Annotated in this window: 20 protein-coding genes and 1 tRNA gene; 15 read left to right on the top strand and 6 right to left on the bottom strand. The window is 40.3% G+C overall.

The features are described from left to right. Positions 1-28: 28 nt before the first annotated feature. The 6 genes from FAX86_RS20500 (at position 29) to FAX86_RS20475 (ending at position 7,640) form a co-directional block, all read left to right on the top strand. Positions 29-262 (top strand): OadG family protein, encoded by a 234-nt coding sequence (locus FAX86_RS20500; RefSeq protein ID WP_144395367.1) that lies wholly within the window; start codon positions 29-31, stop codon positions 260-262. Between the two features lie 97 nt (positions 263-359). Continuing rightward, positions 360-2,153: a sodium-extruding oxaloacetate decarboxylase subunit alpha gene (oadA, locus tag FAX86_RS20495; protein WP_144395366.1), complete on the top strand. Its 1,794-nt coding sequence runs from the start codon at positions 360-362 to the stop codon at positions 2,151-2,153. Positions 2,154-2,176: 23 nt separating this feature from the next. Next, a complete protein-coding gene (locus tag FAX86_RS20490; RefSeq protein WP_144395381.1) occupies positions 2,177-3,475 on the top strand; it encodes a sodium ion-translocating decarboxylase subunit beta in 1,299 nt (432 codons plus the stop codon). Between the two features lie 59 nt (positions 3,476-3,534). Then, on the top strand, positions 3,535-3,870 hold the full coding sequence (locus FAX86_RS20485) for a pentapeptide repeat-containing protein (protein WP_144395365.1): 336 nt from the start codon (positions 3,535-3,537) through the stop codon (positions 3,868-3,870). Between the two features lie 227 nt (positions 3,871-4,097). After that, positions 4,098-5,762: an alanine/glycine:cation symporter family protein gene (locus FAX86_RS20480; RefSeq protein WP_144395364.1), complete on the top strand. Its 1,665-nt coding sequence runs from the start codon at positions 4,098-4,100 to the stop codon at positions 5,760-5,762. A 120-nt stretch (positions 5,763-5,882) separates the two neighbouring features. Beyond that, positions 5,883-7,640 (top strand): acyl-CoA dehydrogenase family protein, encoded by a 1,758-nt coding sequence (locus tag FAX86_RS20475; protein WP_144395363.1) that lies wholly within the window; start codon positions 5,883-5,885, stop codon positions 7,638-7,640. Positions 7,641-7,725: 85 nt separating this feature from the next. Here the strand turns inward: FAX86_RS20475 and FAX86_RS20470 are convergent, their stop codons facing one another. After that, positions 7,726-8,145, bottom strand: a complete 420-nt coding sequence (locus FAX86_RS20470) for a hypothetical protein (RefSeq protein ID WP_144395362.1) — start codon at positions 8,143-8,145, stop codon at positions 7,726-7,728. 292 nt (positions 8,146-8,437) lie between these two features. Between FAX86_RS20470 and FAX86_RS20465 the strand changes: the two genes are divergently transcribed. From FAX86_RS20465 to FAX86_RS20450, 4 genes are all read left to right on the top strand, one after another. After that, positions 8,438-8,514 (top strand) — tRNA-Arg (locus tag FAX86_RS20465). A 231-nt stretch (positions 8,515-8,745) separates the two neighbouring features. Then, on the top strand, positions 8,746-10,464 hold the full coding sequence (locus FAX86_RS20460; protein WP_144395361.1) for an ATP-binding protein: 1,719 nt from the start codon (positions 8,746-8,748) through the stop codon (positions 10,462-10,464). A 380-nt stretch (positions 10,465-10,844) separates the two neighbouring features. Beyond that, entirely contained in the window at positions 10,845-11,849 is a 1,005-nt protein-coding gene (ahr, locus tag FAX86_RS20455; RefSeq protein WP_144395360.1) for an NADPH-dependent aldehyde reductase Ahr, read from the top strand. A gap of 226 nt (positions 11,850-12,075) precedes the next feature. Next, positions 12,076-12,879, top strand: coding sequence for an MBL fold metallo-hydrolase (locus tag FAX86_RS20450; RefSeq protein WP_144395359.1), 804 nt, complete (start codon positions 12,076-12,078; stop codon positions 12,877-12,879). Between the two features lie 59 nt (positions 12,880-12,938). Here FAX86_RS20450 and FAX86_RS20445 read toward each other — a convergent pair whose 3' ends face one another. The 3 genes from FAX86_RS20445 to FAX86_RS20435 all read right to left on the bottom strand — a co-directional run bounded on the left by FAX86_RS20445 (position 12,939) and on the right by FAX86_RS20435 (position 16,240). Then, positions 12,939-14,429 (bottom strand): hypothetical protein, encoded by a 1,491-nt coding sequence (locus FAX86_RS20445; RefSeq protein WP_144395358.1) that lies wholly within the window; start codon positions 14,427-14,429, stop codon positions 12,939-12,941. 424 nt (positions 14,430-14,853) lie between these two features. After that, entirely contained in the window at positions 14,854-15,573 is a 720-nt protein-coding gene (locus FAX86_RS20440; protein ID WP_144395357.1) for an NUDIX hydrolase, read from the bottom strand. Continuing rightward, positions 15,566-16,240, bottom strand: a complete 675-nt coding sequence (locus FAX86_RS20435) for an adenylyltransferase/cytidyltransferase family protein (protein ID WP_144395356.1) — start codon at positions 16,238-16,240, stop codon at positions 15,566-15,568. Before FAX86_RS20435 ends, FAX86_RS20440 begins: the two co-directional genes overlap by 8 nt. A 143-nt stretch (positions 16,241-16,383) precedes the next feature. On the opposite strand from FAX86_RS20435, the gene FAX86_RS20430 reads away from it, so the two are divergent. From FAX86_RS20430 to FAX86_RS20410, 5 genes are all read left to right on the top strand, one after another. After that, positions 16,384-17,016: an isochorismatase family protein gene (locus tag FAX86_RS20430; RefSeq protein WP_144395355.1), complete on the top strand. Its 633-nt coding sequence runs from the start codon at positions 16,384-16,386 to the stop codon at positions 17,014-17,016. A gap of 9 nt (positions 17,017-17,025) precedes the next feature. Next, entirely contained in the window at positions 17,026-18,210 is a 1,185-nt protein-coding gene (gene pncB / locus FAX86_RS20425) for a nicotinate phosphoribosyltransferase (RefSeq protein ID WP_144395354.1), read from the top strand. A 14-nt stretch (positions 18,211-18,224) separates the two neighbouring features. Next, positions 18,225-19,928 (top strand): NAD+ synthase, encoded by a 1,704-nt coding sequence (locus FAX86_RS20420; protein ID WP_144395353.1) that lies wholly within the window; start codon positions 18,225-18,227, stop codon positions 19,926-19,928. Positions 19,929-20,024: 96 nt separating this feature from the next. Further along, a complete protein-coding gene (locus FAX86_RS20415) occupies positions 20,025-20,486 on the top strand; it encodes an SLATT domain-containing protein (protein ID WP_144395352.1) in 462 nt (153 codons plus the stop codon). 58 nt (positions 20,487-20,544) lie between these two features. Further along, complete coding sequence (locus FAX86_RS20410) at positions 20,545-21,513, top strand: lipid A deacylase LpxR family protein (protein WP_164503691.1); 969 nt, start codon at positions 20,545-20,547, stop codon at positions 21,511-21,513. 115 nt (positions 21,514-21,628) lie between these two features. Here FAX86_RS20410 and FAX86_RS20405 read toward each other — a convergent pair whose 3' ends face one another. Both FAX86_RS20405 and FAX86_RS20400 read right to left on the bottom strand, forming a co-directional pair. Beyond that, the gene (locus tag FAX86_RS20405; protein ID WP_144395350.1) at positions 21,629-22,084 is read right to left on the bottom strand and encodes a hypothetical protein; all 456 of its coding nucleotides are present in this window, start codon (positions 22,082-22,084) and stop codon (positions 21,629-21,631) included. 80 nt (positions 22,085-22,164) lie between these two features. Next, on the bottom strand, positions 22,165-25,089 hold the full coding sequence (locus tag FAX86_RS20400; RefSeq protein WP_144395349.1) for a reprolysin-like metallopeptidase: 2,925 nt from the start codon (positions 25,087-25,089) through the stop codon (positions 22,165-22,167). Between the last annotated feature and the right edge of the window lie 114 nt (positions 25,090-25,203).

Here is a 25,203-nt window from a genome sequence, read left to right as displayed (position 1 = left end):
CGTTGAACCGTATAGGAATGAACGCAATATGACCAACTTAGTTGAAGGTCTTTCACTCATGGTAATCGGTATGGGAACGGTTTTTTCTTTTTTATCGGTTCTCGTTTTTTTCATCATGTTGTCATCGAAAATAATAAATCGTTTTTGGCCAGAAAACTTAGTTGCTAATGAGACCTCAAAAAATAATCGAGAATCAAATCAAGATGAAATCGTAGCGGTTATTTCTACGGCGGTTCATCGATACCGCAACAAAAAGCAATAATTGCTGTTCGTAATTCGACGAGACACACTATTTTACCCCAGTTTTAACGAAATAACTTACCCATAAAAGCAAGACTCAGCGTAACAAGGGAGCACTCATGGGACAGAAACAGGCTTTAAAAATCACTGATGTTGTATTGAGAGATGCGCATCAATCTCTTTTCGCCACGCGAATGCGCATTGATGATATGTTACCTATTGCTGAGAAATTGGATAAAGTAGGTTATTGGTCGGCGGAAACCTGGGGTGGTGCTACATTCGATGCCTGTATTCGATTTCTCGGCGAAGATCCTTGGGAAAGATTACGTCGCTTGAAGCAAGCCATGCCAAACACACCCATGCAAATGTTATTTCGAGCGCAGAACATTCTTGGGTACCGTCATTATGCTGACGATGTTGTCAATACTTTCGTCGAACGCGCTGTCAAAAATGGGATGGATGTTTTTCGTATTTTTGATGCGATGAATGATCCGAGAAATTTGAAAACAGCAATTAAAGCAGTCGTTGAATGTGAGCGTCACGCTCAAGGCACACTGTCTTACACGGTAAGTCCAGTACACACGATTGATATGTGGATTGACATGGCCAAAGAATTGGAAGACATGGGAGCTCATTCCATTTGTATAAAAGACATGGCCGGACTTTTAAAACCTTATGTTGCAGAAGAATTAGTGTCAAAGTTAAAGAGCTCGCTTGATATTCCCATTGCATTACATGCTCATGCAACGACTGGATTGAGCACCGCATCGATTGTTAAAGCCGTTGAAGCGGGTATTGATATGGTTGATACCAGTATTTCTTCTATGAGTATGACGTACGGTCATTCGCCCACAGAATCCGTCGTATCCATTTTTGAAGGAACGGAACGTGATACAGGACTCGACTTGTCGCAACTCGAAGAGATCGCTGCGTATTTTCGCACCGTAAGAAAAAAATACAGTCAGTGGGAAGGAAGTTTAAAAGGTGTCGATGCACGTATTTTAACTTCTCAAGTTCCTGGTGGCATGTTAACGAATATGGAAAGTCAATTAAAAGAGCAGGGTGCAGACGATAAATTTGATGATGTTCTTAATGAAATTCCAAAAGTGCGAGAAGATTTAGGATTTATTCCATTAGTAACTCCGACATCACAAATCGTTGGAACTCAAGCGGTACTAAATGTACTGACTGGTGAGCGCTACAAAAGTATTAGCAAAGAAACGGCGGCGGTATTAAAAGGGGAGTACGGAGCAACACCTGCTCCGGTAAATTCAATGCTTCAATCAAGAGTGTTAGAAGGAAATGAAAAAATTAGTTGTCGTCCTGCTGACTTACTTGAACCGGAAATGGAAAAGTTGAGTGATGAATTAGTTGAGGTTGCTAACAAAGAGAACTTTGAGTTAGAAGGTGAATTAGTTGATAGTGTTTTGATTTATGCTTTGTTTCCACAAATTGGCTTAAAGTTTTTAAAAAATCGAAATAATCCTGAAGCATTCGAGCCAAAGCCCGAGGCTAAACCAACTCCATCGAGTTCAACATCTTCTGTAGCGGCACAAAGTGGTCAACCAGAGTCATACCAAGTATCGGTCAATGGCAAAAATTATTCTGTCGTTGTTGCTCCTGGAGGTGAGATTTCGGATATCAGTTCGTTACCCAAACAATCCGCAAGTGCTTCTTCGAATGCCTCTGCCGCTTCTTCTTCGGGCGATCTTGTTAATGCGCCATTAGCGGGAAATATTTTTAAAGTTAATGTCCAGGAAGGTGATTCTGTGGAAGCGGGTCAAACGGTCATTGTACTTGAAGCGATGAAAATGGAAACGGAAGTCAAAGCCCAAAACTCAGGCGTTGTTAGTGATATTTTTGTTTCGGAAGGTGATGCAGTTAAAGTAGGTGACGCATTAATCGCGCTTTAAAAAATAATAAAAGAGAACTAATGATGGATGGTTTATTAACACTCTGGCGCGACACGGGAATTGCAAATTTTACTTGGGGACAAGCCATAATGCTGGTTATTTGCTTCGGCCTGTTGTATTTGGCTATTGCAAAAAATTTCGAACCACTTTTATTGGTAACCATCGGTTTTGGTGGTTTATTGGCGAATATTCCAAACGCCGGATTATCTCTTGATGCGGTTGAAAATGCGATACGAACAGCAAACCCTGAGGTGCTAAAACTCATCGCGAATGCGTTGGCGACCGATTGGTCTTCAACCGAAATACTTGCAAAGGCTTATCATAATTCTACAGAGTCCCAGCAACTTGCTGCGATTCAAATCGCCAGAGATATGGGGTTTGAAAATGGCATGCTTTACAATTTTTATACGGTTGCTGTCGCCAGCGGTGCTGCGCCCTTAATTATTTTTATGGGAGTAGGGGCAATGACAGACTTCGGTGCTTTAATTGCTAATCCTCGAACATTATTTTTAGGAGCTGCGGCACAGTTTGGAATTTTTGCAACTTTAATAGGCGCGCTCGCGCTGAATTGGGTTCCGGGTTTTGAGTTTTCTTTACAAGATGCCTCTGCAATCGCCATTATTGGAGGTGCCGATGGACCAACAGCCATATTTCTAGCGTCTCGATTATCGCCGGAATTATTAGGGGCCATTGCGGTTGCTGCCTATTCTTACATGGCGCTAGTGCCAATTATACAACCACCAATCATGAAGTTGTTTACAACCGAACAAGAACGCGCTATTGAAATGCAGCAATTAAGGCACGTGAGTCGCTTAGAAAAAATTGTTTTTCCTTTATTGGTGCTAATTTTATGTGCTGTGTTTTTACCATCGGCTGCGCCATTGATTGGTATGTTTTGTTTTGGCAATTTAATGCGCGAATGTGGTGTTGTGGAGCGTTTAAGTCACACGACGCAAAATGCATTGATTAATATAGTCACGATATTTTTAGGATTAAGTGTTGGCTCAAAATTATCGGCCGATAAATTTTTGGCACTAGAGACCTTGGGTATTCTTGCATTAGGGGCTGTTGCATTTTCTATCGGCACGGCTTGCGGTGTATTGATGGCAAAGTTACTTGGGAAAATAAGTAAACATCCTATTAATCCATTAATCGGCGCGGCGGGTGTTTCGGCTGTACCTATGGCGGCTCGTGTCGTAAACAAAGTTGGATTGCAAGCCAATCATCATAACTTTTTATTGATGCATGCGATGGGTCCGAATGTTGCTGGCGTTATTGGTTCTGCAGTAGCTGCCGGTGTTTTGCTCGCACTGGTGGGTTAGTGATGTTTTTAAAGTTATGTCTATACTTCTAAAAATGATAGTTTCAAGAGGTTTCCAACATGGCCGTAAAAATAATTGATGATCCTTTGTATCAATTGTTAAGAAACGAGCAAGTCGACGACTTCAATAAACAGAGAAAGTCACTTGATACTTTAGATTTTTCAAATTGCGATTTTCGTGGTTTGGATCTTCGTGGATTAGATGCTTCAGGTATTTCTTTTAGTGGTGCTTACTTTAGAGGCGCTGACTTGAGAGGTATCGACTTTACTCAAAGTAATTTAAGAGGCGCCAGTCTTGCTAGCTCCCAAGTGTCGGGCTGCTATTTTCCAATGGAGTTAGCGCCAGAGGAAATTGAGTTGTCCATCAGTCGTGGAACGCGCATGCGCTATCGGTGAACGTCAGTTCTATTGACGGTGCTCAGTTTTGATCCAACACCTATCAAATGGGTCGTCCTTTTTCTGAGTTGCTCGCTTTAGAGCGAGTTGTCTACCGCCTTTATTCTGGTGGTGTTGTTTTGCCTGTGGTATCTTAGCTTCCAAAAATATCAAAAGAAAACGCGGTATGCACTGCGGTTAGTCTAAAAATTATTCAAACAAAATAAGACGAAGTTGGAGACACGGGTTTGGAAACGTTTAACGAGATACTCAAAACGCTCGATGGATTTCTGGGATCAGCATGGTATTTTCCTTATGCACTTCTCGGGACCGGATTATTCTTTACGATTTATTTAAAATTCCCTCAAATACGTTACTTTCGCCAGGCGACTCGAATTGTTCGTGGCAAATACGCGAAGGAAGACGCGCCAGGTGATACTTCTCACTTTCAAGCATTAACGACGGCTCTTTCCGGTACCGTAGGAACCGGTAATATAGGTGGTGTTGCTTTAGCGCTCTTTCTCGGTGGGCCTGCTGCATTGTTTTGGATGTGGTTGACCGCATTCATGGGGATGACCACCAAGTTTGTTGAGGTAACGTTATCGCATAAATACAGGGTAAAAACCGAAGATGGCACCATGGCAGGTGGGCCCATGTATTATATGGAGCGAAAGCTGAACATGAAGTGGTTGGCGATTATTTTTGCCATCGCAACCATTGTGAGTTCTATCGGTAGCGGCAACATGCCACAAATTAATAGCATTGCTGCTGCTATGGAAACGACGTTTCATATCGACGTTTGGGTCACTGGCGTTGTTTTATCAGTATTTTTGGCATTAGTTATTGTTGGTGGTATTAAACGGATTGCACACGTAGCCGAAGCCATCGTTCCAACCATGGCGATTATTTATGTCATTGGTGCTCTCATCGTCATATTCAGTAATTACGAAAATATTGTTCCTTCATTTGTGTCTATTTTTGCTGATATTTTTAGTGGTTCTGCAGCTGTTGGTGGGTTCTTAGGAGCGAGCTTCGCGTTTGCTTTTAAATTCGGTGTTGCGCGGGGATTATTTTCGAATGAAGCAGGACAAGGTTCAGCGGCAATTGCGCACGCTAGCGCACGAGGAAAAGAGCCTGCTTCTGAGGGTATGGTAAGCTTGCTCGAACCATTCATTGATACAATTATTATTTGTACGATTACCGGATTGGCAATTTTATCGTCAGGCGTGTGGAATCAAAAAATGGAAAATACGTTTGCGACTTCCGACATGACTTTTATTGCCGGACAATACACCGACACCAAACAAGAAGACATCGATAAACTGTATAGTTATGTGAATCAGCTGGATTCTGAAGTCAAAGCATACGATGGCAAAATTATCGTTAAAGAAGGTAAGCCTGTTACTTCTGACTTTACTTTAATTAATGCTAAATCGGTTGCCGAAGACTATCGCTTTATGAAAGAAGATAAGCCTTTTACCGGTGAAGTCATCGTTAGTGATGGAAAGCCACAATTAGCAGAAGATGTTTCGATTATTGGTAAGTCGTTGTTGCATTCTGTGCCTTTAACCATAGCCGCGTTTAGTAGCGCTATGGGCGATTATGGTGAGTATATCGTTGCTATTGGTCTGTTGCTGTTTGCGTTCAGTACTGCAATCGCCTGGTCGTACTATGGTGACCGTGCTGTAATTTATCTGGTCGGTGAAAAAGGCGTATTGCCGTATCGTTTAGTGTACGTTGGTTGTTTCTTGGCTGCTTCAATGGTTGATACAACAATTATCTGGAACGTCGCTTATGTAACCGTTGCATTAATGACCTTGCCGAACTTGTTTGGCATGATTATGTTGCACCGAGATATGAAAGACACTGTCAAACAGTACTGGGAAGACTTTGAGAGAGAAAAAGCTGACTAGAATTTAAACAACTTTAAAACATAAACTGATTAGACCAGTTTACAAGCAAAACGAAGGGCTTTAGACTTATACCTGATAAGTTTAAAGCCTTTTTTTATACACACTATTCAGGACACGATTATGACTTACAAAGCACCGGTTGAAGACATGGCTTTCATTTTAAAAGACGTCTTCGATGTTCAAAAAGAATTTGAAGGGATCGAACAATTTCAAGACTTTGACTACGAACTTTACAGTGCTGTGTTAGAAGAAGGTGCTAAGTTCGCCGAAAATGTCTTATATCCATTGAATCGCGATGGTGATGAAGAAGGTTGTCACCACGAAGGAAACGAAGTAACAACGCCTAAAGGATTTAAAGAAGCCTACGCACAATTCTGTGAAGGAGGTTGGCAGGGAATTAATGGCGATCCCGAATTTGGTGGACAAGGCTTGCCGAAGTCACTGCACGTTTTGGTGGAAGAAATGCTTTATGCATCCAATACTTCCTTTACGTTATATCCGAGCTTAACAGCTGGCGCTTGTGCTGCACTAGCCGCTCACGGTAGCGTTGAGCTCAAAAAGACTTACCTGGAAAACATGCAGTCTGGTGTTTGGTCAGGTTCTATGTGTTTAACGGAGCCTCACTCGGGTTCGGATTTAGGTATTCTAAAAACTAAAGCTGAACCAGCGGAAGACGGTACCTTTAAAATTTCAGGAACAAAAATCTTTATTACTGGTGGCGAGCACGATTTAGCTGACAATATTATTCACCTAGTTCTTGCGCGCCTCCCTGATGCACCGGCAGGTCCTCGTGGAATTTCTTTGTTCCTTGTGCCTAAGTTTCATGTCAAAAATGATGGTAGTGTTGGTGATCGCAATACCGTATTTTGTGGATCGATTGAACACAAGATGGGGATTAAAGCTTCATCGACTTGTGTTATGAATTTTGAAGAAGCGACGGGTTATTTGATTGGCGAGCCGCATCGTGGTTTAGCTTGTATGTTTACCATGATGAATAAAGAGCGATTGTCGATTGCATTACAAGGGGTTGGTTTGGCCGATGTTTCTTACCAAACCGCTCGGCAATACGCAGAAGAGCGCATTCAAGGACGCAGCTCTAGAGAAGGGAAAAAAGGAGCTTCGATCATTGAGCACGCTGATGTGCGTCGAATGTTATTGTCAATGCGTTCAGTTACTGAAATTTGTCGTGCTTTGGGCGTTTATTTGGGGATGCAAATCGATCTAAATGAACACTCAAAAGATGCTGCGATTAAAGCAAAAGCAGGCAAGCGGGTTGCGTTGCTAACGCCGATTGCTAAGGCTTTTTTCACTGACACAGGATTTGAAAATTGTAATCATGGTATTCAGGTGTTAGGCGGTCATGGCTACGTTCGAGAGTGGGGACTGGAACAATTCGCTCGAGATGCTCGAATTGCTCAAATTTATGAAGGAACTAACGGAATTCAAGCGCAAGACTTAATGATTAGAAAAGTCTGTGCGGATAATGGTGAAGCCATCGATGAAATGTTTGCCGAGATTCGTGAAACTATCGCTCAAGGTAAGTCCGGCGAATACGCGCAATTGAGTAGTGAGTTAGAGCAGGAGCTTGCAAAAGTTGATGCACTGACAAAGGAGTTGATGGAGCAAAATAAAACTGATGGAGCTGCTGCACAGGGCGGAGCTGTCGAATATCTAAATGCTGTTGCTTACGTGATCGGTGGTTGGTTATGGATGAAGCAGTTGTTGGCTTCTGAAGTTTTGACACAAGAGCAGGTGGCGCGTAAACGCGTTGCAGCAGAATTTTATTTTGCGCACTTAATGCCGAAAGTTGATGCGTACGTACGTTCGATTAAAAACGGTTACAAAGCAACTTTTGAACTCGAAGATGCTCTTATTTAACGTCTTCTAGACCATCGTTTCGATAAGTTTGAGACTACTAAAAGTCTCAATTGAAAAGGCTACTTTGCAGTAGCCTTTTTTTATCTTAATGCATCCACTTGTCGAGTATATTTTTCACCGACTGGCTGAACAGCATATGATCATCGACTCGAGTTTTGTCTTTACCCTCACGGTGAGTCATTTGATTACTTCTATTTAAAACGCCAATGACAGATTCTGGATTATCTTCGGCACGGCAAAATTTAACTTCTTTCATCGCAGACATTAAATGTTCACGAATGAATTCGTATTCAGTTAGCCATAAATGGTGATCGGCGTGTTGGTCCATTCGCCGATGAATGCGTTTAACCAAGCTTTTGAGCCGAGGTGCGTCATGGTAGTGGCAATAATCTTTAATTAGTGCCTCCAGCTGACCGAGCTGAGACGTCGTAATTCGAACCGATTCAGAATCTTTAAACTTCGATCGGAGTGAATAAAACAGCGCGGGAATTTGTTGATACATCATTTTTTAGCCTCTCCTTGTGGCGTAACTCAACTACTTATAATCCTAGTCAACTTTTTTAAAAGTGTGACATACGTCCATATTTCGGCTTTATTTAAATCAAATATGTAACTTATTGAATTTTAAAGATTAGTTTGAATTATTATATTCCATCGATATAATGAGATATCTTTTTTAAATGAATTTATTCTCACTCTCGATTAGTAAACACCCATTGTGAAAAGTTTGTTTAAATTTATTTTAAAGATTTTGTTTTCGAATAAAAAAAGATTAATATGTCGCGTCTTAACGAATTGCGCTCGTAGCTCATTTGGATAGAGCGGCCCCCTCCTAAGGGGCAGGTAGCAGGTTCGACTCCTGCCGAGCGCACCAAACGATTTCTTTTAGGTCCTTTCTGCTCTCCCATTTTTGTCGCTTGGTTAGAGTTTTCGGTAGATTTTATTATCTTGTTTAATAGGTTGAATTCAATTTAAGACATGTTGCTAACCTATTGAATACGATAATAATATTCATACTTATCATCAGGCTAACAAAGATGCTTCATGCTTTACGAGACTTGTCCGAGCAACTATGATTGATAGAGTTATCCATTGAGGCAATCCGATGGCAGAGGGATTACTAGAAAATATTCAAAAAAAGGTCTCCAAACACTTTAAAGCTGATGCAATCTCAATGTGGTTGGTGAACGAACATGGCTTTAAAAAGAAAACCAGTTCGGGAAATATTTCTCTAAAAGAAAAGGAACTTCAATTTGTTCGCGATGTATACATTGCTAGTAAGCCTGTTGTTAGTGGACGATATGTGGGAGTATTGCTGAGTGCAAACAGTAACACTTCTGTTATTTTTGTCTTTGAAACATCGACCCAACTGAAAGAAAAAAATATCGAAAACCTACAGTTAATTTTGAGTGAGTTTTCTAATGTAGTGGAAACCATTCCTTATTATGAAATAACTGACGATATTTCTTCATCAACGTCACGTGCTTTAGCTGTCGCTAATATTTTAGATGCGATTAGACAGTCGGAACGCGTACTAGAAGATAAGTCGCTGGCGAAAGCCATTGCTCAAACGATTGAGCAAATAGCGCAAACTAAAAATATCATCGTAGCCCGATTTTTTGTTAAAACCAATAAAGTCGATACGTTATATTATGAAGATGAGCATGATGAACCGCGTTTTCCATTCGATCTTGACAAAGCATTAGTCAATGGTTCGGTAACAGCATTTATCATCAAATTTGCAAAAACTCTGAGAGGTAGTTCAATTGAGATTTGTCGAGACTTGGGTGTTGAAACAGGAGAGGAATATGGAACTCATGCCAATGACTTGATAGGTATGCCAATCCGTAATAATGATAGAGTTTTTGGAGCGCTAATAGTGCAAACCTACGATTCAAGTCAAGTATTTAAAGATTACGTACCCTCTATTATATCCATTATTGCTGATGCACTTGCTAATCGTGCCATACAACAAGAGCTGAACGATGAGTTAAATGCTACGATAGAAAGACGCACTGCCGAGCTTAGAGAAAAAAATGAAGCCTTAAATCACGCAATTGAAGAGTTAAAGAAAACAAAACAAGAATTGGTACGCTCCGAGTCACAGGCCTATCTTGCGCGTACAATTTGTAAAATTGCTCACAACCTTAACACCCCGATAGGTAATGCAAAAGTAAGTACGTCAATTACGGCCGACTTAATAACCGATATTTCAAACAAATTAAAAACGATGAACGATAACGAAATTGCTGAAGATGTTGAAGACATTCTATCATCTTGTCGTTTGACTGATAGCGCTTTAAGTAAAGCATCGAGCGTAATTTCTGAGTTGAAAAAACTCGGAACAACCGAATCTGAATTCAAAATATCGAAGTTCTCAACCAATGAACTGTTTACTATGATTAAGGAAGTTTCATTAAGTATGCTCAATGGGAAACAGGTTGAGTTTAAATTGGAGGGTGACGATCAGCTTATCGAGTCGTACTATACAGTGTTAGGTGAAATCTTGCTTTCTCTTGTCGAAAACTCTTTAGAACATGGTTATCTAATGAATGACAACTTTTATATTCAATTAAAGTCAAAGGTTACAAAAGACAATCTGGAACTTCAATATTTCGACAATGGAAAAGGCTTAGATGTTAGTATGAAAAATAAATTATTTGATGCTTTTGAAACCAATGCTGAAATTGCTGGTCGTTTGGGACTTGGGATGTCGATTGTTCAATATTTAATAAGCAATATACTAAAAGGCACCATCAAGATTAATGAAGAACACGATGTTGGTCTAGGATTTACTATTTCAATCCCTTTAACAAGTTCATAAAAAATCTGTTCGTATTAAGCTCTAAGAATCATTCTGAAACGTAGTGTATCTTTGGAAATGGCTTAGCGTTTAAATTTCAAACTGCGTTTTAGTATTGATATGTACGGATAACCGTTGGGCTGGAATTTCATTCAAAATCTGATAGTCTTTATTCCACTGATTACCAGCAAAATATTCTATTGTTGTCATGGTTTATACTGTTTTAATCAATAATTTAATTGTTGACGATTCGAAGGCTGAAATCTTCGTATGTCGGGATAAAACTAGACTATCCGAGTGAAGATAACGAAAGGAACAATTTAATACCGTTAATTTCTAATTACGGTTCAAATGAATTTCAATTAAAACTCGATTTAAATTCAAATTTTGGAGAATTCAATATGTTTAATGCATTTGCTGCACAAGAAGCTGGTGGAGAGTTGTTACCTTTGCAATACGATCCTGGTGCTTTGAAAAGTGACGATGTCGAAATTGAAGTGGAATATTGTGGCCTGTGCCACAGTGATTTAAGCATGCTGGATAACGAATGGGGAATGACTGAATACCCTTTTGTTCCAGGTCATGAAGTTGCAGGGGTTATATCTGCCACGGGTTCTAATGTTACTCATTTAAACGTTGGTGATCGTGTCGGACTGGGTTGGCATGCTGGTTATTGTAACACTTGTTATTCATGTCATTCTGGTGACCATAATTTATGTGGATCAGCTCAGGGGACAATTATCGGTCGTCACGGTGGATTCGCTGATAAAGTTCGTGCGCAAGCAACCAGTGTGGTGAAGTTACCCGACAGTTTATCGACTGAATTGGCAGGTCCATTATTTTGTGGCGGTATCACTGTTTTTAACCCAATGAAGCAATTCGAATTAGAGCCTACGGCAAAGGTGGGTGTCATTGGGATTGGTGGGCTAGGCCATATGGCATTACAATTTTTAAATGCTTGGGGATGCGAAGTGACTGCGTTTACATCTTCTGAAGCAAAAAAGAAAGAAGCTTTGGAAATGGGAGCTCACCATACCTTGAATTCCGCTGATACGGCAGCTCTCGAGAAATCGGCTGGACAGTTCGATCTCATTTTATCAACGGTTAATGTCAAACTTGACTGGGAAGCTTACATGCAAACGTTAAAGCCTAAAGGACGCCTGCATTTTGTAGGTGCTGTCTTAGAGCCCATTGAAATTGCAGCATTCTCCTTGATAGCAGGACAGCGAAGCATTTCAGGTTCACCCGTCGGTGCTCCAGCCACTATTAGTGATATGTTGGAGTTTGCAGTAAGGCACGATATTGCTCCGAAAGTTGAAGTTTTCGATTTGTCAGAAGTAAACACCGCCATTGAGCATCTAAAAAGTGGAAAGGCTCGATATAGGGTTGTTTTAAAGGTCAAATAAGAATTTTTTATTATTTGTCTTATCAAATGGATTTATAACAGACTCATGGAAGAGTCGTTACATAACCTTTTTTGCTATGAATTATTTTAAACATCGTCGAAACGGGCAAAGCTTGTAATCATCCCGTCTTGTCACTTTTTATTCATGAATTGATACATTTTGCCGTTGCAGTTAGGATGTTGCGAAGTTATAAGTACACATCAAATGATTTACCGACTGGACTATCATGAAACTCAGCGTCATTAAGTACCTCGTTATTTTTTCTGTATTATCAATTAGTGCGCACGAAAGAAACGATGGAGAAGGGCATGCGACTTATTTAGGCAATGAAGCGGTAATGATCGTGTCAGGCGAACAAAAAATTATTTTCGATCCATTTTTTCATAATAGTTTTGGTCAATACACTCTTGTTCCAGAAGCTATCAGAGAGAAATTATTTAATAATACCGCACCTTACGATGATATTGATCTCGTATTGATTACTCATGCACATGAAGATCATTTTGACGCAAAGGATATGATACAGTTTTTATTGGCGAATACAGCATCGCAATTGATTGCTCCTTCTCAGGCTATTGAACAAATGCGCGCTCACAAAGGCTTTTCTAAGATTGAATCAAGAATTCAAGGAATATCTTTGAACGATAAAGTGAAGATTAAAAAGCTCTCGATCGCAGAAATGGAAATTGATGCATATCGAATTCCCCATTCTGGTTGGCCTGAGCGTCATTCGGAAGTTGAGCATATTGTTTACCGAACAGCCTTAAATGATGATGCAGTTGTAATGCATCTGGGTGATTCGAGTACAGAAGTAATTTTATTTCAACCTCACTTCTCATCCTTTAAACAAAAGAGCAGCCATTTAGCTTTCGTTCCGTTTTGGTTTGAGTTGGTGCCCAGTATATTAACAAAGCATTTAAACGCTAAGAAGTCGATAGGTATTCATGTTCCTACTGTTGTTCCCGATTACGTTAAGCAAGGTAACTTTGATTATTTTTCGAAGCCGGAAGAATCTCGAGCAATCCATTAAGAGTGATTTTTTGTACTATTTTAGAGAAACAACCTTGTAGGCTGTTTCTCTAAAATTTTTTATATAGCTTTTAGCCAAGCATTATTAAACCAATATCCTCCATCTTGAAGCGTATGAATCCAACCAGTGCGGGTTGCTGCCCATTTAAAAATCGAATTGGTCGTAAAGTAAATCTGACTGTTTCTCACTTTGGTTGTCATCGAAGCTTCAAAACTACCTCTTAGATTTTTACTTCCAACCCATATTGCCTCAGTTGTGTATTGAAGACCATATTTTGAAATATTAGGGACACTTTTAAACCGGGCTTTTTTGAAAGTTGGATGTTCAACCCAGTCGGAAATCGATTTTGGATAATTGAGCTGAAATACCCATTTGGCTGACACTCCATCGGGAGTTAACGTATTAGACTCCCAGTCACTAATGTCCATCCTGACGGATTGACTTTCGCTATAGGAAATATTCGCGCCTAAAGAAGGTTTATCCTGTGCCGTTACATCAATTCCAAAGGTCATGCCTGATGTTGACGTTAGTGCAACGGTGTTCACTTGATTTGCAGGTGTGCGCGACCACAATTGCATGGAATCAGTTGATGTTGGTCGAATTTCCGATTCAAGCCAGTGTAAATAAAATGCCTTGTGGGTACTGGAGTCTTTTTTCATTGTGGGATTAGCGCTACCGTGGGTGCTAATGGCAATCGCGGTAGCCTGATCGGTTCGATATTGAGCGACCGAATAATGATGAAGAACGTTCAAATCGGCATTTTCATCGGTATGTTGGTAAGGTACATTAGTGACAATTGCTGCCCAACACAGTCGTTCTTGACGAGCAAGCGTGGGGCAGGGGTAACCAATACTGCCTCCTGTTTTATTTAAACTATTTTCTTCTCGTTGCTCAAGTCGTTTAGCAATGTCATTAAGAACACTAATACGATCTTCCATCGATAATGTGTGTATTGATGGCGATTGATAAACCTCTTTTGAAATACCATCTTGTAATGTTATCAGTTTAGATTCTCGTTGAGTTGCAGAGTTGCTATGTGAAACCGTAAAGCCGCTTACTGCAGTATGGGCTCCATATACGAAAATTCTGTCTTGTTCATTTTTCTTTGATGGTTTTACGATCACAATTTCACCATTGGCCATAAATGGAAGTGAAGTTATTTTTTCTTTTTGTAAGTACTCTGTGTTCTCTAACAGTAGTGTTTTTCCTTGCATTAGCGCTGCGTCAATTATTTTGCTCATGGTCTTGGAAGACGCATGTTTGGCAGCACTATCCAGATGAATGATTGAGTAGGGTTCAATTAATTTTTTTACGGATTGCTTCGTCAACGGCAGGCGAGTCAAAGATTCTATCGAGTCGACTCTTTTATTGAGCTGAGATAAGGTATGCGAATACCTTGAAGGATTTAGGGATAAAACGGTTGCTGGTGTATTTCGTTTAGCAATAAAATGGCTTTGTTTTATGTTTGATTTTTCAGCTTGTTTCGCAAACCCAGATGTCATTGTGATTACTACCAGTAAGGCTGATAGCGTTGTTTTTCTTTTGAACATGAGTACCTCTCCAATCTTTTTATTTACATCATTGTGTCCTCTTGGTTGCACGCTTTACGTTTCTTCATGAACCGTATACATCGAGTGCGTGTTTAACTAATCAAATAAAAATAATTTCTACAAATGATATTTTCTGATAAAACGCGTATCAGAGATTATTGAGCGATTAATAATGAAACATTAGACGTTTATACTACATTGGCGTGTTGGTGAGTTAGCTTTCAAAAATAATCGAACGCTATAACTAAAATGTTAATTTATTCCTATTGCAAATAAGTGATTCTCGGTGTGTTGTACACTAACTTAAGTTTAAAGAAAAACATACAACTACCAGGGCTGAAGTTGCCTAATTGATAATGCAGAAATAGAGATTAATTGTTTCCTTTGTTTCTGCATAAATTAATCGCTCCCTTACTGGAAACGACTATTTTGCATAAATTTCTCGCATGTAAAAATGTAAATCCTTATTTTCGAGAGCGCGATAGAGTTGAGCCGTTCGGGTTTTTGTTTGTCTAACTTCTCCCGGCAGCTCTTCAATAATTTGACTTTTTAATATCCTGCGTCGAAATCCAGATTTATTAAGTTTTCCACCGAGAATGATTTCGTAGGCACTTTGCAGTTCTGATAAAGTAAATTCGCTGGGCAAAACATGCAGTGGAATCGTTGTGTAATGCGCTTTATTTTTTAAACGTTGAAAAGCATCTTCTATTAGCTTGTTATGATCAAAAGCTAGGGATTCGTCGACATTACCTTCAGTAGAGACTTTAATCCATCGGCAATCGGATTCGAGATTAACGCTATCAGAATTGACGAGAGCAAAGTAAGTTATGGTTACTGACCAGCCGCGAGGGTCTCGTTGTCCATTTCCTGTTGCACCCAGTTGTTCAAGATAGGGCGTTTTAAACCCCGTCTTTTCAGCTAATTTTCTTATTGCTGTTGACTCAATAGATTTATCATTTTTAATATCAATAAAGCCACCCGGTAATGCCCAGGACGATTTATGCGGATGGTTTTTCCTTTGATTGACTAACGCATAAATGGAGTCGGAAATTATCGTAAAGATAACGACGTCGACACTCGTTAGCGGTACATCATAGTTTTGGATACGATAGGACTCTAAGTATTTTTGTTCTTTTTTATCCACGACTCAATAACTCTTGCTGTTGGACTTTTTCTTCGGGATTATAACAATAATGACGTAGCGACTGTGCATTTCGATACAATTGTTTTTCGCCAATATAATCCGCGATGGCTAATGGAGTAAATGATTTAAGGCGTGCCATTAGTAATCGTTTTGGTCGATTGAAATCGGCTATTAATTCGCGAATTTGGCTGCTTCTAACAGACATTCGCTCGGTAACGCGACGGACCGACCAGCGCTCTAGTATCTCTTTGCTACGATGAAACCTTGACCAAACCTTGGGTTCCGCATTATCTGGACCAATCACAAAGGTTAGATTACAGCGTTTATTACGTGAGTGATATTCTGTTTCAACTTGATCAAGCAGATCGTAAGTGTAGACAGGACTGTCTTTCATTTTGCCAATTCTTGCCTCTATATCTGAAACAATAATTTGGGGCTTAATTGGGCTATCACATTCGAACCCATCAAATGCTTGGGCCAAATTACGAGTCATTGCCATTCTGTCCTTAAAAGGCGCCATCACCTTGCCAAACGCATGGCAATAGCTGGGAACCAGCCAGATCTCGTCAAATTCCCATGCAATTTGATTCAAAATATCGAGGTGGCCCAGGTGTGGGGGATTAAAGGCAGACCCCAAAATGGCAATTCGCTGCATTTCTGACTTCATACCAATTTCCTCTTGACTGTATAGTGCACTGTGTATACTATTAATAGTATATTAAGTGATATATTAAATGCAAGCTCGATGTGATTGTTCAGTTGAGTTTGAGATAGTTGCTAAACTTAGTTGAAGTTTTAGGAGGAGCCATTATGAACGCATTGGATTTTGAGACTACAGCAGCATTTGATGTCGACGCCCAGTATTCTTTCACTGAGGAATGTCCAAATGAATTACCGGTAAAAGAAGGCACGCAAATCGTGGATGGTTTGAACAAAAATGCGCGTATTGCTAAATATAGAGTTGGTTCAAAAGATGCTCACAGCCCCAAAGCAATTTGGATTGCCGATGATAAAAAACCAATGTTAACGCCAATCAATGGGGAAAACGTCGATGTGACATGGAATCAGCATGCCGTGCCAGGAACACCTGGCTTCGAATTGATTGAAGGATTACCTGAACCCAAAGCTTATGACTTTTTTGTTTGGAAAGGTGTTGAACTCGATATGCATCCCTACGGTGCGTGTTATCACGATCTTTCAGAAAAATTGAGTACTGGAGTTATTGAATTTTTGAAATGTCAGAAAGTGACATCTGTTATTATCGGAGGATTGGCAACAGATTATTGCGTTAAGACCACGGCGCTGCAATTAGCGAAAGCCGACTTTAATGTTATTGTTAATTTGGAAGCGTGTCGTGGAATAGCTGAAGAAACGGTTAGTCAGGCAATTATCGAAATGAAAGACGCCGGCATTCGAATAATAAATACTATCGATGAGTTGTAAGGATAGAAAATGAGCAAGAAACCCATCATACGATCATTACTTGATACGGATTTATACAAACTCACTATGATGCAAACGGTGTTGCATCATTATCCAGCCGCTGAAGTTGAGTACACGTTTAAGTGCCGAACGAATGACGTTAACCTTCAGCAATACAGCTCGGAAATATGGCAAGAAATTGTTGCTTTGTGCAAACTTAAATTCACTGACTCAGAACTCGATTACTTAAGTCGAATTTACTATTTAAAGCCTGATTTCGTTCAATTTCTCAAATTGTTTCAATTGAATGAGCATTATGTACGACTAGGAGAAGATGATGAAGGGCAGTTATCGGTAAAAATCAGAGGGCCATGGTTACATACCATATTATTCGAGGTTCCTGTTTTATCCATAATTGAAGAAGTTTATTCGAGAAACACGTACCCTGATTATGATTTACATTTAGGACAAAAAAGATTGAAAGAGAAAACGGATTTGATTCGCTCTCATCCGTTAGGTGATAAATTAAAGATCATGGAATTCGGAACACGCCGTCGATTCAGTAATGTTTGGCAGAAGAAAGTACTCGAGCATTTAAAGCGTAGCATAAAAGGTAATCTAGTAGGTACCAGTAATGTTTATTACGCACGCGAGTTTGGATTAACCCCTTTGGGAACGATGGCTCATGAGTATTTACAAGCTTTTCAGGCGTTGGGTCCTAGGTTGATTGATAGTCAAAAAGTGGCTTTAGAAACCTGGATTCAAGAATACCGAGGAGACTTAGGGATTGCGTTAACTGATGTTGTTGGAATTGATGCCTTTTTAACTGATTTTGACCGGTATTTCGCCAAGTTATTTGACGGTGTCCGTCATGATAGTGGATGCCCTTATGAGTGGGCTGAAAAGGTTATTGCACATTATCAGTTGTTGGGCATTGATCCAAAAACAAAGTCGTTGGTTTTTAGTGATGGACTGGATATACCGAAAGCACTTGAGCTTTTGTCGGCACTTCACGAAAAAATTAATGTGGTCTTTGGGATAGGAACTAATTTAACAAATGACGTGGGCGTAACTCCGCTAAGTATTGTTATTAAAATGACCCAGTGTAATGGTCAACCGGTTGCAAAAATTAGTGATAGTCCCGGAAAAACTATGTGTCGAGATGAAGAGTATCTAACGTATCTTAGAAAAATATTCAAATTGAACGATAAATAAAATAGGTTGTTGATATGAAAATCGCGATGGCCCAACTGAATTATAAAGTCGGCGATGTCACGGGTAATCTCAAAAAGATTTTAACTGCATACCAGATGTGTGGTGACGACGTTGATATCATGGTTTGTTCTGAACTCGCTCTCACAGGGTATTATCCTCAAGATTTATTGAAAAGAGATTCGTTAATTATTGCGCAAGATAAAGCATTAAATGAGTTAGCCGCTCATACTCGAAATAGAAATACAGCGATAGTGATCGGTTGCGCTAGAAAAAATTTGGAGCAAACGGGGCGTCCTTTACACAATGCGCTCCTTTTACTGGCGAATGGTGAAGCTCTGTTTGAGTATCACAAACGATTATTGCCAACCTATAATGTATTTGACGAGGCGCGTCATTTTGAGCCTGGTAGTAATTCAAATGTTTTTGAGTTTAAAGGACACACCTTAGGATTTCTTATCTGTGAAGATGCTTGGCCAGATGCTGAAGGTTATCGATACGAAAACACACCCGTCGATGATATTTCTGAACACAGGGTAGACTGTGTTATTTCTATTAATGCTTCTCCCAGTAATATCAATAAATTGAACGAGCGATTTTTTATCGGGAAACAAGTTGTCGAAAAAACACAAGCTGCATTTATCTATTTGAATCAGGTGGGCGGGAATGACGAATTGGTATTTGATGGAGGCAGCTTCATTCTCGACAAAGTGGGAACCAAGATTCATCAATCTGTTCAGTTTGATCAAGCAGTTGATTTTATCGAGGTGGATTTAGAGCAAAATAATACACAACCAAATCGAAACAAGGTAACAGAGGAGGTTACACCTAGTTATTCTTCAAACCATTCACACTCAGAGTTTTATTGGCGTCAAACCGTGTTGGGGATTCGTGATTACATAAATAAGTGCGGATTTTCCAAGGTCGTTATTGGATCATCTGGTGGAATTGACTCAGCCGTAACACTCGCAATCTGTACAGAGGCCTTAGGTGCAGAAGGCGTGACTGCGATCACAATGCCCTCTAAATTTTCTTCCCAGGGAAGTGTTACTGACTCTGAAGTCCTTTGTAAAAACTTGGATGTCCGGCTTTATGAGGCGCCGATAAAAGAAGAATATGATGTTGCCGTGAGAGCATTTCAAACGATGAGTGGAGAGTTTCCTAGTCAGTTAACCTGTGAAAATATTCAAGCTCGTATTCGTGGTCGAAAACTCATGGAATACAGTAATCACTTCGGAGCGCTGGTTGTTTCTACCGGTAATAAAAGTGAGATGAGTGTTGGTTATGCAACCCTGTATGGTGATATGAATGGTGGTATAAATCCTTTAGGTGATCTTTACAAAATGGATGTTTACGCGTTGGCAAATTATGTTAACGAATTTTACGATAAAGAAATTATTCCGCGAAGTATTATTGATAAACCACCGAGCGCTGAGTTAGCTGAAGACCAAAAAGACACGGATTCACTCCCTGATTATCCATTACTCGATGCTGTCTTAAAGCTATATATTGAGGGTGATTTGTTAGAGAGAGCAGAATATGAAGCTTGTCAAAAAATCATTTCTGCTGCGTCTTTAGCAGAAAAGGAAGTTGAAAGAATACACCAAATGGTTAATCGCGCAGAATTTAAACGACGCCAAGCTCCGCCTATTATTCGTGTACAACGCCGAAGTTTTGGAATGGGGCGTTGGTTACCTGTCGCTGCGAATTATCAATTTTAAAGACTGAAGCACTCTGATAAGTTAACTCCTAGTCATAGATGAGGTATATTACAGCTTTTTTGTTGAAAGCTAATTTAATCAGAGTGCAGAGTAATAATGTCAGAGAAACTTAAAGTATTACGATCGGAGATTGATTCTAAGGTAGCGATGTTTAGCCGGCAATCTGACAATCACAAAGCTATGCATCGTAACTTTCGTTATGCGGCTTTTTTCTTTACAGCCATTTCTTCATTTTTGGCGGGCGCCGCATTGTATGCTCCCGAGTTTCAAACAACTCTTAATATTTCAATTTTGGCTGTTTCTGCCATTAGTGGGGCAATTGCTTCAATCGAAGGAATTCGAAAGCCCGATGAATTGTGGATCCATGAACGAACATTTTATTATTTATTGCTCGATTTAAAACGAGAATTAGATTTTGAATCAGCCGATGGAATTTCTGAAATTGAAATTCAGCATTATTTCTACCGATTACAATCAATTTTAGAAAGTTCCGGCAGTAAATGGAACTCAGATATTGTTGGTTCTCCAATCGAAATCAATGAGTCACAACAAACTTGATTTAAGCTATTTTCATCACTGACTTATGAGAATTGTTAGACGATATTTCCTTATACTTGTGTTTATTGCAGTTGTATTTTCTAGCTTTCCAATAAGGAGTGAGGGAAATCAGCGACAAGAGTGGCATTCGGTAACCTTAGATAATGATTTGTTTTTAGGAGACGATAGTGGCTATTCAAATGGATTGTATTACAGTCTTTATAACGCTAGTCAGAATGAAGGAGTTGAGCACCCCTTGTTACTGGCTCCGACTATCTGGAGTTATAACTCAAACGAATCTCCTAAGTTGTCATTCAATGCATTAACATTCGGTCATATCATTGTTACCCCGGATGACATTACGCAAACTTCAGAACAACCGAATGATATTCCCTACGGTGGTTTGTTGTTTTTGCATCGTGCTCATATTGCCGACTTTGGCGGTTATGCTGATAAAATGAGTACCACGATCGGGTTACTTGGTCCTTCTTCTCGCGCTGATCGTGTGCAAACGTCGATACATCGAATAACAGGGTCTGATATCCCACAAGGATGGGATAATCAATTGAAAGATGAGCTTGTGTTTCAGTTTTCAAGGGGACGTGCTTGGCGAATTTGGAGCAGTCAGCAAGATAATTCCGATTTTATATTGGGTGTCGACAGCAAATTTGGGACTCTTGAAACTTCAATTGGAGCTGGAGCGATGTTTCGTGTTGGTCGCGAAATTGAACAATCGTTCAGTTCTGTACTATTAAATGATGATCGCACTTCAAACCCAGTAAATGTTAATGATGGCTGGTATTTTTATACCGGTGTAGGTTTATCTTATACCTGGCAGTTGATTTTTCTTGATGGCAATACATTTCGTGAAAGCGCTTCAGTTGAATATGAACCTTTACAATTGACTGGTATTTTAGGGTATACCTATGCTTGGAATAATTTTTCTATGACGATTGCAATCAATGGAATAGATTTACTGAAAAAGAATTCATCTCTGCCCGATCGTAAATCTTATGGCTCTATGACATGGCTTTGGCGACTGGATTAGTAGTAAATCGCCGGTATTATTAAACGATAATCGTTTTAGTTAACGACGATACGAGTCTTGATAGAGCCATCATTGATTTGAGTCGAGCAGGTAACTCTCTTAATTAAATCTAAATTTACTTGGATGGATTTAAGCAGAACTCTTTCATTGATTGATTATAAGACTTGGCATAGTCCAGCGCTTTTTTGTAAAGCTTTTGGTGGGCTTCACTAGTAAGCGTGTCGCCAGCTCCTGGCAAATATTTTTGACCGCATTTTTTAAGTAGTTCTGTAAGTTCATTGGGCTCAATTCCTGGTGCAGTAATACCACGCGTGGCGAGTACGAAGATTCGTTTATCATCTTTTTCACGAGCGGCTTTTATTTCTTCATCAAGTTCGATTGAGTTGACCCAAAGTAAGTTTTTCAAATCTTGTTTTTGTTCAGCAGTGTAAGTTTCACTATTCTCAACTATTGGATTGTCGCTCTCTTTCTGAGAGTCAGAAGTTTTAACTGAGTCTCCATTTTTACAGCCACTTAAAACAATTAACGTATTCAATAAAACAGCAGTTAACAAAAGGGATTTAAGTTTCATTCTGTTGTACTCGTGACTTTTTAAATTTAAAAAAGAAAAGCCTGAGCGAATACGCTCAGGCTGAATGATTGTCTTACAAACTAGCGTTTAGTGTTTCGACGGAAGAGGCTAAGTAATGATAACAGCAAGACGCTGATACCAAGGCTTCCACCACCACCGCCACCAGATCGTTGCGTAACCGTAATCACACCTGTCGCCGTTGACGTAGCGCCGCTATTGTCTTGAATGGTGTAGGTAAATGTATCAACTCCATTAAACCCGCCTGCTGGAGAGTAACTTAGGGTTCGATTGCCTTCGTCGATAGTTAGTGCCCCGTTGCCAGAATAGTCGACCGATATAATATCAAGGATGGCGCCAGCATCGACGTCGGTATCGTTGCTGAGAGGATTGAAAGTATTATTCGAGCTGCCCTGACGAACAGTGAATGCATCATCAACAGCGACAGGAGCATCATTGACGCCATTAACGATGACAGTTTTACCAATTGTATTACTGTCCAGTTCGCCATCATTTACACGCAAACTGATGGATAAATTACCAGCAAAATCTTGATCAGGTGAAATTGTGTTTCCACTGACTGAATAGTTGTTTCCATCAACAACTTCTAAAGTAAATGTATCGCTATCGACATCGAGAACGCTTACGGCACTCAGAGTTATTTCAAGACTCTGGTCCTCAAACATTGAAAGATTTTGTCCTGAGTCTGTTATCGAGGGAGCATCATTCACCGGCGTAATAGAAATTGAAAGTGGGAAAACGGGACTAGTGAATTCACCATCAAAAACAGTGACGTTTACATTGAGCGTTTCGTCATAGTCTTGTGCTGGCGTTACAGTGAGACCATCAAAAGTGTAGTTATTTCCGTTGTTCACAATGAGTGTAAAGTCTTCGGGGAAAGTACTATTTTCATCACTAACCGTGATATCGCTCAAAGATAATGTCACACCTTGATCTTCAATTGTTGAAACAGCGCTCTGGCCAGTAATAATAGGCACACCAAACGAAGCTACGACGGCAAAGTTGGTTGGCGACACATTAAAGAAACTGCCATCTGAACACTCAACCATTAAACGTGCATCGCTGATGTCTAAGTTTGGCATTAAAACGGTTTCAGTACCATCATTGGGTGTTCCTGCTAACAGTTCGGTTTCGAATGATTCTCCGCCGTTATCAGACAGCACAATGTTGACGTTTGCACAATTCACATTACCGCCAGTCGTGTTTGCGACATTCCAATTAACAACCGCGCCTTCGCCGCCATCATAAGGTCCAGGATTTGGTAGAGCATCAACGGTAAAAGGTCCCGCGCTATTATCAACAGCGACGGTTGTGGTATCCATTGCGACACCACCACGGCCATCTCGTACGGTCACTCGAAAGTTCATGGTTCGAGAGGTTGTTGGTAATACCTGATCAAAGGAGGAGGTGCCGGCAACGATGCGACTTAATTCAGGAAAAAATCGAGCTGGTGAAGATGTTGGTAAAAAAGACCGAAAGAGAGGGCGTTCACCATCATCAATCATGTCTGCTCGTGAAGAGGTTTGTAGGCCTAAATCTAGCTGTTCCCACGAATAAGTAAGATTAGCAGCATCGCCTGAATCGGCATCACCACCTGTTGCCGTTAACTTAAAAGGGGTTGAAGCTGGGATTGCAATACCTGTTCCAGCATCGACAGTGGGCACATTGTTGTTTAGGCTTGTGTCTGTACCACAATTTCCACCTGTTGCCATGTAACTGCGGATTTCTTCAATGCTTGCGCTATGGAAAAAAGCGTCACTGTTATTTTGTATATTTTGTTCACCACAAATACCGGCATAAGCCATAATCGTTGTGCCACTTCCTGGCTCATAGGCTGTACTAGCGTTACGATTTCCGCCTGTACAGCTTCCAGTACCGCCATTAAAGGTATGATTACCACCAAATTGATGACCTATTTCGTGAGCAACATAATCGATATAGAAAACATCGTTTGTCGGTTGTGATAATCCTGTCACGCCGCTGGCTTTTCTTACCGAACTACAAACAACACCTAATCCTGCCAGGCCGCCACCAGCGGTATTCACCACGTGACCGACATCGTAATTGGCATCGCCGATCACACCATCAATAACAGTGTCATTCACATTGATATCATTGGTGTCGTTATTGAAAGGGTCTGTACCGCTATCGGTGTAGATCAATTGATCATTATTAGCTACCAACTCCAGCCGAACGGCTAGGTCGACTTCGTAAACTTCGTTAACACGGTTAATCGTGGTAACGACGGCGGCTAGACCGTCTTCCACGGTTCCACCGTGGAACGCAGTAAACTCTGCCGCAGCACTAACGGCTAAACGATAGGTACGACGATCGGTACCAAAGTCGACCAATTGCTTTTGCTCTTTAACTTTTTGCATTAATTGTTCGTATTCTTTCTCAAACATCACATGATCGGCGGGGCGTCCCGGATGTTCTTTCAATGCTTTACTACCGTTATACACTCGATAGTCACTGAGTGAATTGTTCACTGGGTCAATAAAATGCCGCTCACCGCCAAAGGTAAACATGGCGTGAAAACCTTTCTTTGTAATATCAAAGCGTCCAGTATTTTGAGGGTTATCAATTTGGTAACCGCGATAGGTTTTCATGGCTGGAAATTTCTTTTGTAATCCAGCTGCCATAATGGGAGATTCAAACACCATGTAATCTACGGTTCGGCCATCTGCCATTGTTAGCGATAAAGTGTTACCGCCTTTTTGTAATGCGAGGCGAGTGTGTGGGGATTCAAGCGGCGCATCTTTCAAGAGTTGTGATAGTTTGGCAAAGTCTAAACGGAAAAGAGAATACTGATAATTATCGGAAAAATTCGGTGATTGAAATACTTGGCTTTTGTCAGAAATGGGTTGCCACAAGGCATTTGTTGTATCGCTTTGGGTTGTTGCATTGAGGCTTAAGCTTGCCGAAATAATCGATGCCAAAACACTTGTTTTTAGAAAAGGCACGTAATTGAACCGTTTTTTTTGCACGAGCAGCACTCCTGTAATTTGCAATTGGTAAAAGGTGTCCAAATTGGCTTATACGCCCAAATTACTATCCTTAGAATAAATAATTCAAGCTGAAACCCGTCAAATTAGCATTAA

The organism is Pleionea sediminis (genome assembly GCF_007570825.1).
GTDB classification, from domain to species: Bacteria; Pseudomonadota; Gammaproteobacteria; order Enterobacterales; family Kangiellaceae; genus Pleionea; species Pleionea sediminis.
This window is presented reverse-complemented; position numbering and strand designations above follow the sequence as displayed.